The organism is Nucisporomicrobium flavum (assembly GCF_016464385.1).
GTDB lineage: Bacteria > Actinomycetota > Actinomycetes > Mycobacteriales > Micromonosporaceae > Actinoplanes > Actinoplanes flavus_A.
This window is the reverse complement of record NZ_JADMLH010000010.1, coordinates 145873-159678: the sequence shown is the minus strand read 5'-3', so window position 1 is coordinate 159678 and position 13806 is coordinate 145873. Positions and strand designations below refer to the sequence as shown.

The following is a 13806-nucleotide window of genomic DNA, read 5'->3' as shown; positions in this document are numbered from 1 at the left end:
ACGGGCTGGATCGTCGTAGTCGTGTGAGGTGGACCGTCGTGCGGGAGTGCCGGTCGTCGGTGGGGAGGTGGGCGGCCGCCTACCTGCTGGTCGTCGTCGCGCTCGGCGGTTGTGGGTTCGGCGACGATTCCACCGCGGCCGAGACAGCGGTGAACACCGTCCAGATGCCGCTGCGCTCGCTGTATTCGCGGTCGTTCGCGGGGCTCGACGTCGAGAACGACCGGCTGGTCGTGTACCGCAGGCCGGACGCGGCCCTCGACACCTTCGTGCGGGAACGCGTCCCCGAGGTCGACGTCGAGTTCCGGGACGCGCCGTATTCGCTGGACGAGCTGGAGCCGCTCGCCGCGCGGGTGACCGGCGACTGGCACTACTGGTCGACGCGACAGATCAACCTCAAGCTGGTGACTCCCCGCGCCGACGGTACGGGTGTCACCGTGGTCGCCGCGGCCGGTGACCTCGACGCGGCGCGGGCCGAGTTCCGGCAGCGCTACGGCGACGAGCCGCTCATCCTGAGCCCGCCGGCCCACTCCGGAATCGCGCCGGCCGGATTCACGACTCGGTGACGGCCACCGCGCCGGCCGCCAGGGTCCCGGGGCCGGGGCCGGGGCCGGCCCCAGGGCCGAACGCGGTCAGGTTGATCTCCTCGTCGGTGCGGTTCATCAGGAAGCGGACATCGCCGCGGATCGCCAGCTCGACGCGTCCGCGCAGCCCGGCGGGCAGTTCGCTCTCCACGCCGGCCCGCGCGAGAAGATCACCGAGCACCGGCGCCAGGCCGTCCGGTCCGAGCCTGGTGGACACGTACGTGGCCGAGCCGGCTCCCACGCCACGGCGGGTGATGGCGGGCCGGCCGGCCGCATCGCCGGAGGCGTACGACGCCAGCACCTCGGTTCCCGGCCCGGTGACGTCGATCCGGTCCGTCCACAGCGTCCCGGTCGTGCCGTTGTCCAGCCGCACCCGCTCGTCGTCGAGCAGCGGCGCGAACTCCTCGATCCGGATGCCCAGCAGGTCCCGGAACGCACCCGGGTACCCGCCGAGCCAGACGTGGTCGTTCTCGTCCACGATGCCGGAGAAGTACGTCGTCACCAGGTGACCGCCGTTCTCCACGTACGCGGACAGGCGCTTGCCGAGGCCGGCCGGGACGACGTACAGGATCGGCGCCACCACGACGTCGTAGTCCTCGATCGGCGCGGACAGCGGCACGACGTCCACGCGGACGCCCGCGTCGAGGAACGCCGTGTACCAGTCGAGGGCCTCCCGCCGATAGCGCAACCGGTCGGTCGGGTGGGAGTCCTGCTCGCCGGCCCACCAGGACGTCCAGTCGAAGACGATGGCGGCCCGCGCGCGGGTACGCGGTGCGCCGGCGACGAAAGCCAGTTCCCGCAGGCGGGCGCCCAGGGCCGACACCGTACGGAAGAGGTCGCTGTCGGTGCCGGCGTGCGGGACCATCGCCGAGTGGAACTTCTCGGCCCCGGCCCGGGACTGCCGCCACTGGAAGAAGCAGACCGCGTCGGCGCCGTGCGCGACGTGCGTCAGCGAGTCCCGTTCGAGCTCGCCGGGCCGCTTGGCGAGGTTGACCGGTTGCCAGTTCACCGCGCTGGTCGAGTGTTCCATCAGGAACCAGGGCCGCCCGCCGGCCAGGTTGCCGGTCAGGTTCGCCGAGAACGACAACTCGTCGCGGGAGCGCGGCCCCGGCTGCCGGTAGTGGTCGTTGGCGACGAAGTCGACCTCGGCGGCCCAGTCCGCGTAGTCCATGGCCTTCGTCTCGCCCATGACCATGAAGTTGGTCGTCACCGGCACCTCCGGCGTGACGGCCCGCAGGATGTCCCGCTCCGCGATCAGGTAGTCCTTCAGCACCGTCGACGAGAACCGTTTGAAGTCCAGCTGCTGGCTCGGGTTGGGGTGGGTGGCGGCGAGCCGTGGCGGCAGGATCTCGTCCCATTCGCCGTACCGCTGCGACCAGAACGCGGTGCCCCACGCCTCGTTGAGGGCGTCGAGGGTGCCGTACCGCGAGCGCAGCCAGTCGCGGAACGCGGATGCCGCGTCGGACGAGTGGTCGTAGACGTTGTGGCAGCCCAGCTCGTTGTTGACGTGCCAGGCGGCCAGTGCGGGGTGGGCGGCGTACCGGGTGGCGAGCTCGCGGACCAGGCGCAGCGCGTACCGGCGGAAGACCGGTGACGTCGGCCGCCAGTGCTGCCGGCCGCCCGGCCACAGCGTGCGGCCCTCCCGGTCCACCGGCAGGATCTCCGGGTACGCCGTCGTCAGCCAGGGCGGGGGAGAGGCGGTCGCCGTGGCGAGGTCGACGAGGATCCCGTTGGCGTGCAGCAGGTCCATCGCGTCGTCGAGCCAGCCGAAGTCGTACTCGCCGTCGGCGGGCTCGAGCCGTGCCCAGGAGAAGATGCCCAGCGAGACGATGGTGACGCCGGCCGTACGCATCGCCTCGACGTCCTCGTCCCAGACCTCGCGCGGCCACTGCTCGGGGTTGTAGTCGGCGCCGTATTCCAGGCGGGGGGCACCGGCTCGGCGCAACCAACGGAACGTCATGGGCTCTCCTTGGCTCTGGCGGGGGTCACTTGACGGTGAAGCCCTGCTCGGTGCCGTACTTCGCGGACTGGTCCCGCCACGCCTTCAGCCCGTCGGCCAGAGTCGTCGAGGACACGTACGCCTTACCCGCCGTGTCGTTGAAGACGCTGTTCGCGTACACCTGGAACGGCAGGTACGACCAGCCGGGGACGACCTGCTGGGCCGACTTCGCGAAGATCTCGTTGGCCTTCTGCCCCGCGAAGTAGGGGAACGGCGTGTTCAGGAACGCCGGGTTCTGCAGGTCGGCCGTGGTGGAGGGGAAGGCGCCGCCCTTGATCCGCAGGTCCTTGCCCTCGTCCACCGAGGCGTACTTGACGAACGCGTACGCCAGCGCCTTGTTGGCAGACTTCTCCGGCACGCCGAGCGAGCTGCCGCCGTTCTCCGCGCTGGCCTGCCCGCCGGCCTCCCACTGCGGCATCGGCGCCACCCGCCACTTGCCGGATGCGGGCGCCGCGCCCGAGGCGAGGTTGCCCGGCATCCAGGCACCGGTCGGCAGGCTCGCGATGGTGCCGTCGGCCAGCGCCTTGAACCACTGGTCGGTCCACGGCGGGATCGGCGCCACGAGCTTCTCGCTGATCATCGGCTGCCAGACGGTCGCGAACCTGGCGGCGCCGGGGTCGGCGAAGTCGATCCGTACGGTCGTGCCGTCCACCTGGTACGGCTTGCCGGCGGCCTGCCAGATCATGCTGGTGGTGAAGCCGGCGTCGCCGGTGTCCGCGGTCAGGTACGCCTTCGGGTCGGCCTTGTGCAGCTTGCGGGCGGCGTCGACGTATTCGGTCCACGTGGCGGGCACCGCGATGCCGTGCTTGTCGAAGACCTCCTTGTTGTAGAACAGCGCCATCGGCCCGGAGTCGAGCGGCAGGCCGAAGACGCCGCCGTTCGGGGTCACCGCGTTCCACGGGCCGGGCGTGAAGCTGCTCTTCAGCCCGGACGCGCCGTAGCCGGAGATGTTGGCCAGCGACTTGGCGATGGCGAACTGCAGGACCGCGTAGTACTCGATCTGCGCGACGTCGGGTACGCCGCTGCCGGCCGCGACCGCGTTCTGCAGCGCCGTGTACTGCTTGTCGCCGGTGCCGGCGTTGACCAGATTGATCTTGACGTTCGGGTACTTCTTCTCGAAGCCCGCGGCGACGTCCTTGATCGTGCTGTCCCAGGCCCAGACGGTGAGGGTGCCGCCCTTCTGCAGCGCGGCCGTGACATCCGCCTCGGTGCCGGTCGCCGGCGGCGTGGCGAGGTCGGAGGAGGAATCGTCACTGCAGGCGGCGAGGGCGAGCATCGCGGCGGTCGCGGCGGCGGCCACCTTCAGGATTGTGGACATCGGTGTCCTTTCATTCTTTGACGCTGCCGGCGGCGAGGCCGGACTGCCAGTACCGCTGCAGGAGCAGGAACGCGGCGAGCAGGGGCAGGATCGTCAGCAGCGATCCGGTGATGACGAGGTTGAACACGGCCTGGCCGCCGACGGTCTGTGCCTGGTCGTTCCAGGAGTTCAGGCCGATGGTCAGCGGGTACCACCGCGGGTCCTTGAGCATGATCAGCGGCAGGAAGTAGTTGTTCCAGGTCGCGACCACGGTGAAGAGCAGGACGGTGACGATGCCGGGCCCGAGCAGCGGTGCCGAGACGCGGAAGAACGTACGGAACTCGCCCGCGCCGTCGATCCGGGCGGCCTCCAGCATCTCGTCGGGTACGGCCTGCGCGGCGAACGTCCACATGAGGTAGAGCCCGAACGGCGAGACCAGCGACGGGATGATCACCGACCACGGCGTGTTCGTCAGCCCCATCCTGCTGAACATCAGGAACGTCGGTACGGCCAGCGCGGTGCCCGGGACGGCGACCGCACCGATGACGACGGCGAAGACCGCGCGCTTGCCGGGGAAGTCGAACTTGGCGAGCCCGTACCCGCCCAGCGTCGCCAGCAGCGTCGCCCCGCCCGCGCCGGCCACCACGTACAGCAGGGTGTTGCCGAGCCAGCGGACGAACACCCCGTCGTCGTACGTGAGGGTCTGCCGGATGTTGTCGAGCAGGGCGAACTTGCCGTCGCCGAACCACAGGCCGAACGAGCTGAGCAGGCCCTGCTGCGTCTTGGTCGCGTTCACCACCAGCCAGAACAGCGGGACGAGGCTGTAGATCGCGACCAGGGCGGTGAGGGCCGTCAGCACGACGCTGCGCCGCCGGTGCATCACTTCCGCCTCGTGCCGCGCAGCTGCACGGCGTACGCGACGGCCATCGTGATGAGGCCCATGATGATCGCCACGGTGGCGGCGTAGTTGTACTGCTGACCCGAGAACGACAGCGAATAGGCGTACATGTTGGGCGTGTATGCCGTCGTGATCACGTTGCGGGCCAGCGGGCGCATGATCGCGGGCTCGTTGAACAGCTGGAAGCTGCCGATCACCGAGAAGATCGTCGCGATCACGAGCGCGCCCCGCAGGTGCGGGAGCTTGATCGCCCGGACGATCCGGAACTGCCCGGCGCCGTCGATCTCCGCCGATTCGTAGAGCGTGACCGGTACGACCCGCAGCGCCGAGTAGAAGATCAGCATGTTGTAGCCGACGAACTCCCAGGTGACGATGTTGCCGATCGAGGCGAGCGCGAGGCCGGCGGAGAGCGGCTCGGGCAGCGTGACGTGCAGGGCGTCGTTGATGCTGCCGACCAGCCCGAACTGGTTGCTGTACATGAAGCCCCACATCAGCGTGGCCACGACCGCCGGCACCGCGTACGGCAGGAAGATCGTGACCCGGAAGAAGGCCCTGCCGTAGAGCCGGCCGCTGTCCACGGCGAGGGCGACCAGCAGCGCGAGCAGCAGCATGATCGGGACCTGGACCACGAGGAACAGCGCCACCCGGCCGAACCCGGCCCAGAGCTGGGCGTCCCCGATCGCCTGGGCGTAGTTGTCCAGCCCGACGAACGAGGTGCCGCCGATGAGCCGGTTCCGGTACAGGCTGAGGTGGATCGAGTAGCCGATCGGCGCCAGGAAGACCAGCGCGAAGACGAGCATGAAGGGGCCGACGAACATCCAGCCCTCGAGGGACCGGCGCCGTCGTCGGCGGCCGGGCCGCGCCGGGGCATGCGTGACCATGGTGCCTCCCTCGTGTTCACGTAACCATGGGTGGCTATGTTTACGTAAACATGGCGGTGATAGTTTCACCCGGTGCCAGGATCGTCAAGGAAGGCGGGCCGCTCACGCGGGGTCTCGATGGCCGACGTGGCCCGCCTCGCCGGGGTGTCGTCGCAGACCGTGTCGCGGGTGTCCACCGGCCACCCCGGCGTCGTCGAGTCCACCCGGCAGGTGGTGCTGGACGCCATGCGCGAGCTCGGCTACCGGCCCAACAGCGCGGCCCGGGCGCTCAAGCTCGGGGAATTCCGCACCATCGGCGTCATCCTCTTCACCCTCGCCACCACCGGCAACAGCCGGACGGTCGAGGCCATCGCCACCCAGGCCGCGCTCGAGGGGTACGCCATCACGCTCATCCCGGTGGCCGCACCCACCCAGGACGGCGTGCTCGGCGCGTTCACCCGCCTCGGCGAGCTCGCCGTCGACGGCGTCATCGTGATCATGGAAGTGCACCTGCTCGACGCCACCGACCTCACCCTGCCACCCGGCATGCCGGTCGTGGTGGTCGACTCCGACGCCGGCGACCGCTACCCCGTGGTCGACACCGACCAGGCCGACGGCGCCCGGCAGGCGGTACGGCACCTGCTCGCGCTCGGCCACCGTACGGTCCGGCACGTCGGCGGCCCGGCCGAGTCGTTCTCCGCCGAGCGCCGGGCCCAGGCGTGGCGGGCCGTGCTCGCCGACGCCGGTCGTCCTGTGCCGCCGGTCGAGCGCGGCGACTGGTCCGCCGCCTCCGGATACCGGGCCGGCCGGCGCCTGGCCGCCGACCCCTCCTGCACCGCGGTCTTCGTGGCCAACGACCAGATGGCGCTGGGCGTGCTGCGGGCCCTGCACGAGCACGGCCGCCGGGTGCCCGGACAGGTCAGCGTCGTGGGGTTCGACGACATCCCCGACGCGGCGTCGTACCTGCCGCCGCTGACCACCGTGCACCAGGACTTCGCCGAGGTGGGCCGGCGCTGCGTGCACGGCCTGCTCGACCAGATCCGCGGCGAGCGCGGCACACCGGGCACCGAGCTCGTACCCACCGTCCTGATTCACCGATCGAGCACCGCCGCACCCGCGTCGCCGTAGCGTCACCGCACGTCGGACAGCTGCTTCTCGTTCACATACCCGTGCTGCACCGCGAGGTCGCCCAGGCGCTGCCACGCCTCCTCGGACGTCGCCTGCAGGTCGAGCAGGTCGTCGAGCTGCTGCACGCTGATCAGGCCCGCGCGCACCAGCTTGCGGCCGATGCGGCGTTGCGGGACGACCTGCCGGGACCTCTGGGCGGCGCTGCGGGCGTACATGTGGATCAAAGGCGCGAGGGAGATCCCGAGCGTGAGCGACGCCCAGAGATAGAGGGTCCAGAAGGGGTGGTCCAGGACGACGCCGCAGGCCAGGCAGGCCGCGGCGACCGCCGCCCAGCCGAGGTGGCCGCGGAACGTGCGCCAGGTGTCGCCGGTGGCCGCCGCACCCTTCGGGGTGACGACGTAGGCGAGCGGGCGGCCGGCCAGCTGAGCGGCCGCGGCGGCGACGTAGACGGGCGCGGTGACCAGCTCGAGGGCCATGCCGGCCAGGCCGAACGACCGCCGTTCGTGCTCCACCAGGTTGAAGCGCTGGGTGAAGCGGAAGAACGCCAGGCCGGCGACGAGGTTGCCGACGAACAGCACACCCCAGACCAGCGCCGGGAGGCGGCTGATGGTGACGCCGCCGACCAGGTAGAGCGCGCTGAGCGCGATGCCGATCACCCAGGACAGGGCTGTGGTCGGGTAGTGCGACTGCAGCGCGAAGAACGACAGCCGCTGGCTGCGCCGCGGCAGGCTGCGCATCAGCGCCGGGGAGTGCCGGCGGGCGATCTCCCAGATTCCGTACGCCCAGCGCTTCTGCTGGCTGAAGAAGTCCGAGTACGTGGCCGGGCCCTCGCCCACCGCCAGCACATCCGGGGTGTACACGCCGTTCCAGTGGTTGCCCGTCTCCGGGTTCCGGGCGCCGTAGATCACCATCGAGGTCAGGTGGTCCTCGATGATGCAGTCCTGATAGCCGCCGATCTGCTGGAAGGCGGCCGGCCGGTACAGGTGGTTCGTACCGATCAGCAGCGGCGCGCCGTGCCCGTTCCCGCCGCGCTGCATGATCCCGTGGAAGATGTACGCCAGCTCGGCCGCGCCGCGCGCGACGAACGACTCGGTGAGGTTCGCGTAGACCTGCGGCGCGACCACGAACGCGGTGTCCGGGTCGGCGAAGTAGCCGAGGCTGCGCTCCAGGAAGTTCGGATACGGGATGTGGTCCGGGTCCATCTGGGCGACCACGTCATAGTCGTCCTCGTACGCGGCCCGCCACGCGTTGTGATTCCCGTGCTTCGTCCGCGCCTTGAACTCGCCGCTGGGCTGGTTCCACTCCGGGCGGCCCTTACGGCTGAAGTGGCGTACGCCGATCTCCTCGCAGCGGCGGCGCACCTCCTCGTCGTCGCCCTCGTCGAGCAGCCACACGTCGACCGGGCCGTCGTGGCGTACCCGCTTCATCGCGCGCAGCGTGGTCAGCACCAGCTCGACCGGCTCCTTGCCGGGCACGATCGTGGTGAGCAGGGCCACCCGCAGACCGGCCGGGGCCGGCATCGGCTCCGGGTCGCGGGCCCGGGCGGCGAAGTACGCCAGCACCCAGGTCCGCAACGCCACGATCACCTGCAGCACGACCATGAGGAACAGGCCCACCAGCATGGCGAGGTCCCGCACCTGGTCCCCGGCCCGCAGCGCGGGCAGGTTGCCGGGCAGCACCAGGAAACCCACCAGGGCCAGCGCGAACGCGATGTGCAGACCGGCGACCCCGAGCATCACCCGGTGCTGCCGACGGCTCAGCACCGGCCGGTACCGCACCCGGTCGGCGGGCGTCCGCACCGGCCCGGTGATCTCCGTGGCCGTACGCCCGTACAGCCGGCCGGGCACGCGCCGTTCGACCTGTTCATCCATGCCCGTCGCCATCGGTGTTCCGGGGCCCAAGCTGAGCTGTTGGCTTTGGCCTGACCTGTTCTTGCGGCTGTCTTGTTCTTCTCTTGCTCTTTCGCCTTGCCCCTTCTTTCGCCTGCCGCGGGCGGCGTCCGCCGTTAGGCTGAGTGCTGCGTTGTTCGTCCCCTTGTGAGGTGCCCGTGTCGCAGCCGCCAGAGGTGGACGTCGTCATCGTCGGCGGCGGCCTCGCGGGGCTCGCCGCTGCCCGCAGGCTGGACCGCGCCGGCGTCGACTGGCTCCTCGTCGAGGCGTCCGACCGGCTCGGCGGCCGCGTCGCCACGGACGTCGTCGACGGCTGGCGGCTCGACCGCGGCTTCCAGGTCCTCAACACCGCGTACCCGAGGGTCCCGGCCCTGGTCGACATCGACGCGCTCGAGATGCGCTACTTCACGCCGGGCGTCCTGGTCCGGCGCGGCGGCCGCCTGCACCGCCTCGAGAACCCGCTCCGCGACCCGATGGCCGCCCCGAAAGCCCTCAACAGCGGCGTCGGGACCCTCACCGACCGCCTCAAGTTCGCGGCCCTGGCGACCCGCTGCGCGACGTACCCGCCGGCCCGGCTCCTCGACGCCCCGGAGCTGACCACCCAGGAAGCGCTACGCAAGGCCGGCCTGTCCCACCGCATCATCGAAGAGGTCCTGCGCCCGTTCCTGTCCGGCGTCTTCGCCGACCGCTCCCTCGACACGTCCAGCCACGTCCTCGCGATGGTCCTCCGCTCCTTCGCCCGCGGCCGCATCGGCGTCCCGGCACACGGCATGGCCATGCTCCCGGCGGCGGTCGCAGGGCCACTGCCGTACCCGCAGTTGTTGGTGAATGCCCGAACCGTGGCGGTCACCCCGGGCCGCGTCGTCACGGACGGCGGCGACATCCGCTGCCGAGCGGTCGTCGTCGCCACGGACCCGGTCACGGCATCCGAACTCCTCCCAGGGCTGCCCCGCCCGGACATGCGCGGCCTGACCACGTACTACTTCGGCGCACCCCAGGCGCCCATCGACGAACCCACCCTCCTGCTGGACGGCGACCGCCGCGAAATCGTGGCCAACACGATCGTCATGTCCAACGCGGCCCCCGAGTACGCCCCCGCAGGCCGCTCCCTGATCGCGGCCTCCACCGTAGGAGTCGCGGCGCCGTCGGGGGCCTCGGAACAGGTGATGCGGGTCGAGCTGGCACGGATCTACGGCGTGGCCACGGACGACTGGGAGCTGCTGAAGGTCGTACCCATCCCGCACGCCCTGCCGGCAGCACCCGTCCCGCAAGCCCGGCTCCGAAAGCCGGTCGCACTGGGGGAGGGCTTGTTCGTTGCGGGAGACCACCGAGACAGCCCCTCCATCCAGGGGGCACTCGCAGGAGGATGGCGCACTGCAGGAGCGGTGCTCGCCTCCCTCGGCGCCCTGGTCGGTCTTTGAGCCTGCCGGCAGGGGGTACTGACAGGTGCATGACCGACACGACGCAGCCCGACCCCACACCCGGCAACCCCGAAGAAGACCACCCGGCACAGGAGGCCCACGGCGGCAGCATGGCCCCGGGCCTGGTCGACGACACAGGCCACCAGACCCCGGACGAACCGCCGCAGGCGGACGAAGAGTAGATCGCTGGCCCGCGCTGGACGCCCCGGGATAGGATCGCCGCCGGTACGGGGCGGTAGCTCAGCGGGTTAGAGCAGGGGACTCATAATCCCTCGGTCGCGGGTTCGAGTCCCGCCCGCCCCACCAGCAAAAACGGCTCTCGAACCCGCCTCCGAGCGGCTCGCGTGACGCGGGACGTGACGCGAGCGGTTGCTAACGTGCGGTGTATGACGCGACGGGCGGTTCCCCGGCAGCGACAGCGGGGCACGATCGACACCCTTCCGAGCGGCGCCCTCCGAGTCCGCGTATACGCCGGCGTGGACCCGCTGACGAAGCGCCGGCACGACCTCACGGAGGTCATCCCGCCCGGGCCGAATGCGGCCCGTGAGGCTGAGAAGGCTCGTACAAGGCTGCTGAACCAGGTCGACGAGCGTCGCAATCCGAGGACCAGGGCGACGGTCAATCAGCTGCTGGATCGCTGGCTGGAAGTGCTCGACGTCGAGCCGTCGACGCGGCGCGGCTACGTCCTGAAGATGGACAAGCACATCCGGCCCATGCTCGGCAGCGTCCAGGTTGGCCGGGTGGACGCCGAGCTGCTGGAGACGTTCTACGCGAGGCTTCGGAAGTGCCGCGATCACTGCGACGGCCGGCGGTACGTGCAGCATCGGACGCAGCGGCCGCATGAGTGCGACGAGCGGTGCGGGAGGCATGCCTGCAAGGGCTTGGCGGCTTCCACGATTCGCCAGATTCACTGGATCCTTAGCGGGGCGCTCGACCGGGCCGTGCGGTGGAAGTGGATTGCGCTCAATCCGGCTGAGCAGGCGGCCAAGCCGGCGCTGCCGCATCCGGACCCGAAGCCGCCGACGGCGGCCGAGGCGTCCCGGATCGTCACCGAGGCCTGGCGGGATCCGGACTGGGGGACGTTCGTCTGGTGCGCGATGACGCTCGGCGCACGCCGCGGGGAGCTGTGCGCCCTGCGCTGGCAGCATGTCGACCTGGACAACAGCGTGGTCACACTACGCCGGGCAATCTCCGTTGGCGAAGACGGCGAGCTGGTGGAGAAGGACACGAAGACCCATCAGCAGCGGCGCGCGGTCATCGACAGCGACACGGCCGACGTGCTGGCAGAGCACAAGCGTCGCTGGGAACAGCGTGCTGAAGCGCTCAGCATCGAGCTTTCGCCGGCGGCGTTTGTGTTCTCCGCAGCACCCGATGGCAGCACATTCCCTGTGCCAGACACCATGACGCAGAGGTATGACCGTCTCGCCAAACGGCTCGGCATTGACAGCCACCTGCACACACTGCGGCACTACTCCGCTACGGAACTCATCACAGCCGGGACCGACATTCGTACCGTCGCCGGTCGGCTGGGGCACGGTGGTGGAGGCGCGACCACGCTGCGCGTATACGCCGCCTGGTTGAGCGAGGCCGATCAACGAGCTGCCTCGGTCCTTTCCGGTCGGATGCCTCCTCGGCCGGTCGTAAAATTCGGCGACCAGTCGCTGAAGACCCGCCCTCCACAGCGGCCTTCTGTGTCGCGAACTGCCAGGCATGCGGCCCTTGAATGGTGGCATTCGGCGCGCCTCGCAGGAAAGCTGCCGACTGGTGCCGATATTGCAAGGGCCGCGGGTGTCGACTCGAGCGTCGGCAGGCGCTGGCGTCGTGAATGGCTCGCTGCCGAGGGGATCGCTTCCGATTATGAAATGCCACAGCAATGACGACTGATCACGACTGGTCGGAAGATATTCCTGGTAGCCAGTTCCGTCTAGACATCGATGAGCTGGGCGACCAATTCGTTCACGCCATCACTCGATACTTCGCCTCGAGCAGTCCTAATCTCGGGGGAATAAAGATTGCTGGTGGCGGCCCGGTCGGCGGGACGACGATCCGCTTTCGCGGGGACAGATTGAGGTCTTCTCTTGTCGTTATTCCGGAAGCTGGCCGAGTGCGTGGCGTGGTACTTGGTATTGGCGACAAGTCTGATCAGGTGCAGCCATGGGTTGCCGCGTGGGCGTGGGCGCGGGCCAACTACAAAAGCACGGAAGTTTTTGGTTGGTGGTCGGTCATTTCTCCTAACGCGGAGCAAGAGTTCGCTCCCATGTGGAAGCTGGAGGACGTTGCAACGATTGGCGGGGTGAAGCTGGTGCCCACGGCGACTTATGTGAATACCGGCGCTATTGCTTTCGTGCACAACAGGGTTGCAGGGGTTCCTGTGCAGCTCGTTATTGCTTCTGGTTCTGTAAGGTCCTACGAAATGCGGGCTGCGGTAGACCGAGCCTCGTCAGATCTTAGGGCAGTGTGTGGCCTGCTTGCGGTCGTTTCTGAGACGTCATGGACGTTGCGCTCACCTCCTGCGATAGTGCCGCCCGGCTTCAATCTTGATTCTGTAGACGTTACCGGATGGGGTGTATTGGAGGATTCGCCGGAGATCCGGGAGACCGGAATCAATGCCCAGCAGCTGTCGGTGCCACCAACCGCTGATAGGGCGTACGCGTTAATGCAGCGTAAGCCTTGGCTTGCCGCTCTGCTTTCTACCTATCAGGAAGCGCTGGAGTTGTCCAGCCGTCATGAGTCCTTCGCCGTAATCGGCTTCGTCTCGATAGTCGAGGAGATAGGTAATAGATCGGCGGGAAGGCTGCCCCGTTGCGATGAGTGTTCGGCGATCGTCGAGAGCGGGCAGCGCTTCCGAAAGTCTCTAGAGCGTGTCGTCCCCGTGCCCTTAGCTGAGCTGATGAGTAAGTACGTCTACGACTACAGGTCTAGGACGGCTCACTCGGGCCGCCTCCATGGTAATGAAACAACTTTTGGCCTCGGTTCATCGGGCGGGTTAATTGGCAATTACAAGCGTGCCGCTTTTCCCACTTTCCTTTATCAACTACGCCTTGCCGCCACCCGCTTGCTGCGTCTTGAGCTGGAGATCGGTGATGTAGAGCGCTGAGGCCGAGCACCTCATGATGCATCGTTCCCCGCCGCGACCAATGGAGTGCTCCCTTTTAGCTCATGCTCGATTGGGCCGAAATTGTTCGTGATTCTCCCGTACTCGGCGTCGCCCAGCCAGCGAGAACCATCCTCGAAGTGAACCTCAACGCGTACCGGCGTTGGCAATGGCACCTCATCGGACCGACGGATGATGATCCGCCAGGTGCCGTCTCCACCGTCGAAGTATGCGCACGGCACCTCAGACTGCCCGTTCAAGCGGCAAGAAGCGTTCGGTGTGGCAAGGTAGCTGCTCATGTACCCAGCGTATTTGATATCGAACGGCCGCTCGATGTGACACGAGGGTCTCGACATGCACCGTTTAGGCTGGTGCGCACCACCACTGGAAACAAGTCAGGTTGCGGAGCACTGCCGATGGGTGAGGTAACGGCGAACGTGGAGAACACGGTGCGCGGCTGGATAGCGACGGGTGAGTACGCTCCCGGCGCGCGCCTGCCGTCGGAACGTCAGCTGGCCTCCGATTTGAGCGCCGGCCGCACAACCGTGAGGCTCGTCCTCGCGAAGTTGGCTGCCGAAGGGCTTATCCGATCGGAGCACGGCCGGGGCTACTTCGTCTGCGAGCCGTCCCGGTAGCGTT

Annotated in this window: 13 protein-coding genes and 1 tRNA gene; 8 read left to right on the top strand and 6 right to left on the bottom strand. The window is 68.8% G+C overall.

Features of this window, described 5'->3' with window-relative positions; genetic code table 11:
• Nucleotides 1-38: 38 nt before the first annotated feature.
• A complete protein-coding gene (locus IT780_RS24090) occupies nucleotides 39-563 on the top strand; it encodes a hypothetical protein (RefSeq protein WP_233413402.1) in 525 nt (174 codons plus the stop codon).
• Here the strand turns inward: IT780_RS24090 and IT780_RS24085 are convergent.
• From IT780_RS24085 to IT780_RS24070, 4 genes are read right to left on the bottom strand one after another with little or no spacing between them, the layout of a single operon-like run.
• Nucleotides 550-2541 (bottom strand): beta-galactosidase, encoded by a 1992-nt coding sequence (locus tag IT780_RS24085; protein ID WP_199513918.1) that lies wholly within the window; start codon nucleotides 2539-2541, stop codon nucleotides 550-552. The two genes, IT780_RS24090 and IT780_RS24085, sit on opposite strands and share 14 nt — an antisense overlap.
• 25 nt (nucleotides 2542-2566) lie before the next feature.
• A complete protein-coding gene (locus IT780_RS24080; protein WP_199513917.1) occupies nucleotides 2567-3898 on the bottom strand; it encodes an ABC transporter substrate-binding protein in 1332 nt (443 codons plus the stop codon).
• Nucleotides 3899-3908: 10 nt separating this feature from the next.
• Entirely contained in the window at nucleotides 3909-4757 is an 849-nt protein-coding gene (locus tag IT780_RS24075) for a carbohydrate ABC transporter permease (RefSeq protein WP_199513916.1), read from the bottom strand.
• A complete protein-coding gene (locus tag IT780_RS24070) occupies nucleotides 4757-5656 on the bottom strand; it encodes a carbohydrate ABC transporter permease (protein ID WP_199513915.1) in 900 nt (299 codons plus the stop codon). Before IT780_RS24070 ends, IT780_RS24075 begins: the two co-directional genes overlap by 1 nt.
• Before the next feature lie 117 nt (nucleotides 5657-5773).
• Between IT780_RS24070 and IT780_RS24065 the strand changes: the two genes are divergently transcribed.
• Nucleotides 5774-6763, top strand: a complete 990-nt coding sequence (locus IT780_RS24065) for a LacI family DNA-binding transcriptional regulator (RefSeq protein WP_199513914.1) — start codon at nucleotides 5774-5776, stop codon at nucleotides 6761-6763.
• 2 nt (nucleotides 6764-6765) lie between these two features.
• Here the strand turns inward: IT780_RS24065 and IT780_RS24060 are convergent, their stop codons facing one another.
• Nucleotides 6766-8634: a glycosyltransferase family 2 protein gene (locus IT780_RS24060; RefSeq protein WP_199513913.1), complete on the bottom strand. Its 1869-nt coding sequence runs from the start codon at nucleotides 8632-8634 to the stop codon at nucleotides 6766-6768.
• Nucleotides 8635-8810: 176 nt separating this feature from the next.
• On the opposite strand from IT780_RS24060, the gene IT780_RS24055 reads away from it, so the two are divergent.
• The 5 genes from IT780_RS24055 (at nucleotide 8811) to IT780_RS24035 (ending at nucleotide 13170) form a co-directional block, all read left to right on the top strand.
• Nucleotides 8811-10073, top strand: a complete 1263-nt coding sequence (locus tag IT780_RS24055) for an NAD(P)/FAD-dependent oxidoreductase (RefSeq protein WP_199513912.1) — start codon at nucleotides 8811-8813, stop codon at nucleotides 10071-10073.
• Between the two features lie 29 nt (nucleotides 10074-10102).
• Nucleotides 10103-10255: a hypothetical protein gene (locus IT780_RS24050; protein WP_199513911.1), complete on the top strand. Its 153-nt coding sequence runs from the start codon at nucleotides 10103-10105 to the stop codon at nucleotides 10253-10255.
• Between the two features lie 47 nt (nucleotides 10256-10302).
• A tRNA-Ile gene (locus IT780_RS24045) sits at nucleotides 10303-10379 on the top strand.
• 170 nt (nucleotides 10380-10549) lie between these two features.
• Complete coding sequence (locus tag IT780_RS24040; protein ID WP_307831340.1) at nucleotides 10550-11950, top strand: tyrosine-type recombinase/integrase; 1401 nt, start codon at nucleotides 10550-10552, stop codon at nucleotides 11948-11950.
• Complete coding sequence (locus tag IT780_RS24035; RefSeq protein WP_199513909.1) at nucleotides 11947-13170, top strand: hypothetical protein; 1224 nt, start codon at nucleotides 11947-11949, stop codon at nucleotides 13168-13170. The genes IT780_RS24040 and IT780_RS24035 overlap by 4 nt, the downstream gene beginning before the upstream one ends.
• 11 nt (nucleotides 13171-13181) lie before the next feature.
• Here the strand turns inward: IT780_RS24035 and IT780_RS24030 are convergent, their stop codons facing one another.
• The gene (locus IT780_RS24030; protein WP_199513908.1) at nucleotides 13182-13466 is read right to left on the bottom strand and encodes a hypothetical protein; all 285 of its coding nucleotides are present in this window, start codon (nucleotides 13464-13466) and stop codon (nucleotides 13182-13184) included.
• A gap of 117 nt (nucleotides 13467-13583) precedes the next feature.
• Between IT780_RS24030 and IT780_RS24025 the strand changes: the two genes are divergently transcribed.
• Nucleotides 13584-13802: a winged helix-turn-helix domain-containing protein gene (locus tag IT780_RS24025; protein ID WP_199514050.1), complete on the top strand. Its 219-nt coding sequence runs from the start codon at nucleotides 13584-13586 to the stop codon at nucleotides 13800-13802.
• Nucleotides 13803-13806 lie beyond the last annotated feature (4 nt).

What these genes read in the sequence shown, in the direction of transcription:
- IT780_RS24070 (WP_199513915.1), bottom strand. Translation starts at nt 5,656, where the DNA reads ATGGTCACGCATGCCCCGGCGCGGCCCGGCCGCCGACGACGGCGCCGG.
- IT780_RS24075 (WP_199513916.1), bottom strand. Translation starts at nt 4,757, where the DNA reads ATGCACCGGCGGCGCAGCGTCGTGCTGACGGCCCTCACCGCCCTGGTC.
- IT780_RS24060 (WP_199513913.1), bottom strand. Translation starts at nt 8,634, where the DNA reads ATGGATGAACAGGTCGAACGGCGCGTGCCCGGCCGGCTGTACGGGCGT.
- IT780_RS24050 (WP_199513911.1), top strand. Translation starts at nt 10,103, where the DNA reads ATGACCGACACGACGCAGCCCGACCCCACACCCGGCAACCCCGAAGAA.
- IT780_RS24065 (WP_199513914.1), top strand. Translation starts at nt 5,774, where the DNA reads ATGGCCGACGTGGCCCGCCTCGCCGGGGTGTCGTCGCAGACCGTGTCG.
- IT780_RS24085 (WP_199513918.1), bottom strand. Translation starts at nt 2,541, where the DNA reads ATGACGTTCCGTTGGTTGCGCCGAGCCGGTGCCCCCCGCCTGGAATAC.
- IT780_RS24035 (WP_199513909.1), top strand. Translation starts at nt 11,947, where the DNA reads ATGACGACTGATCACGACTGGTCGGAAGATATTCCTGGTAGCCAGTTC.
- IT780_RS24030 (WP_199513908.1), bottom strand. Translation starts at nt 13,466, where the DNA reads ATGAGCAGCTACCTTGCCACACCGAACGCTTCTTGCCGCTTGAACGGG.
- IT780_RS24080 (WP_199513917.1), bottom strand. Translation starts at nt 3,898, where the DNA reads ATGTCCACAATCCTGAAGGTGGCCGCCGCCGCGACCGCCGCGATGCTC.
- IT780_RS24025 (WP_199514050.1), top strand. Translation starts at nt 13,584, where the DNA reads ATGGGTGAGGTAACGGCGAACGTGGAGAACACGGTGCGCGGCTGGATA.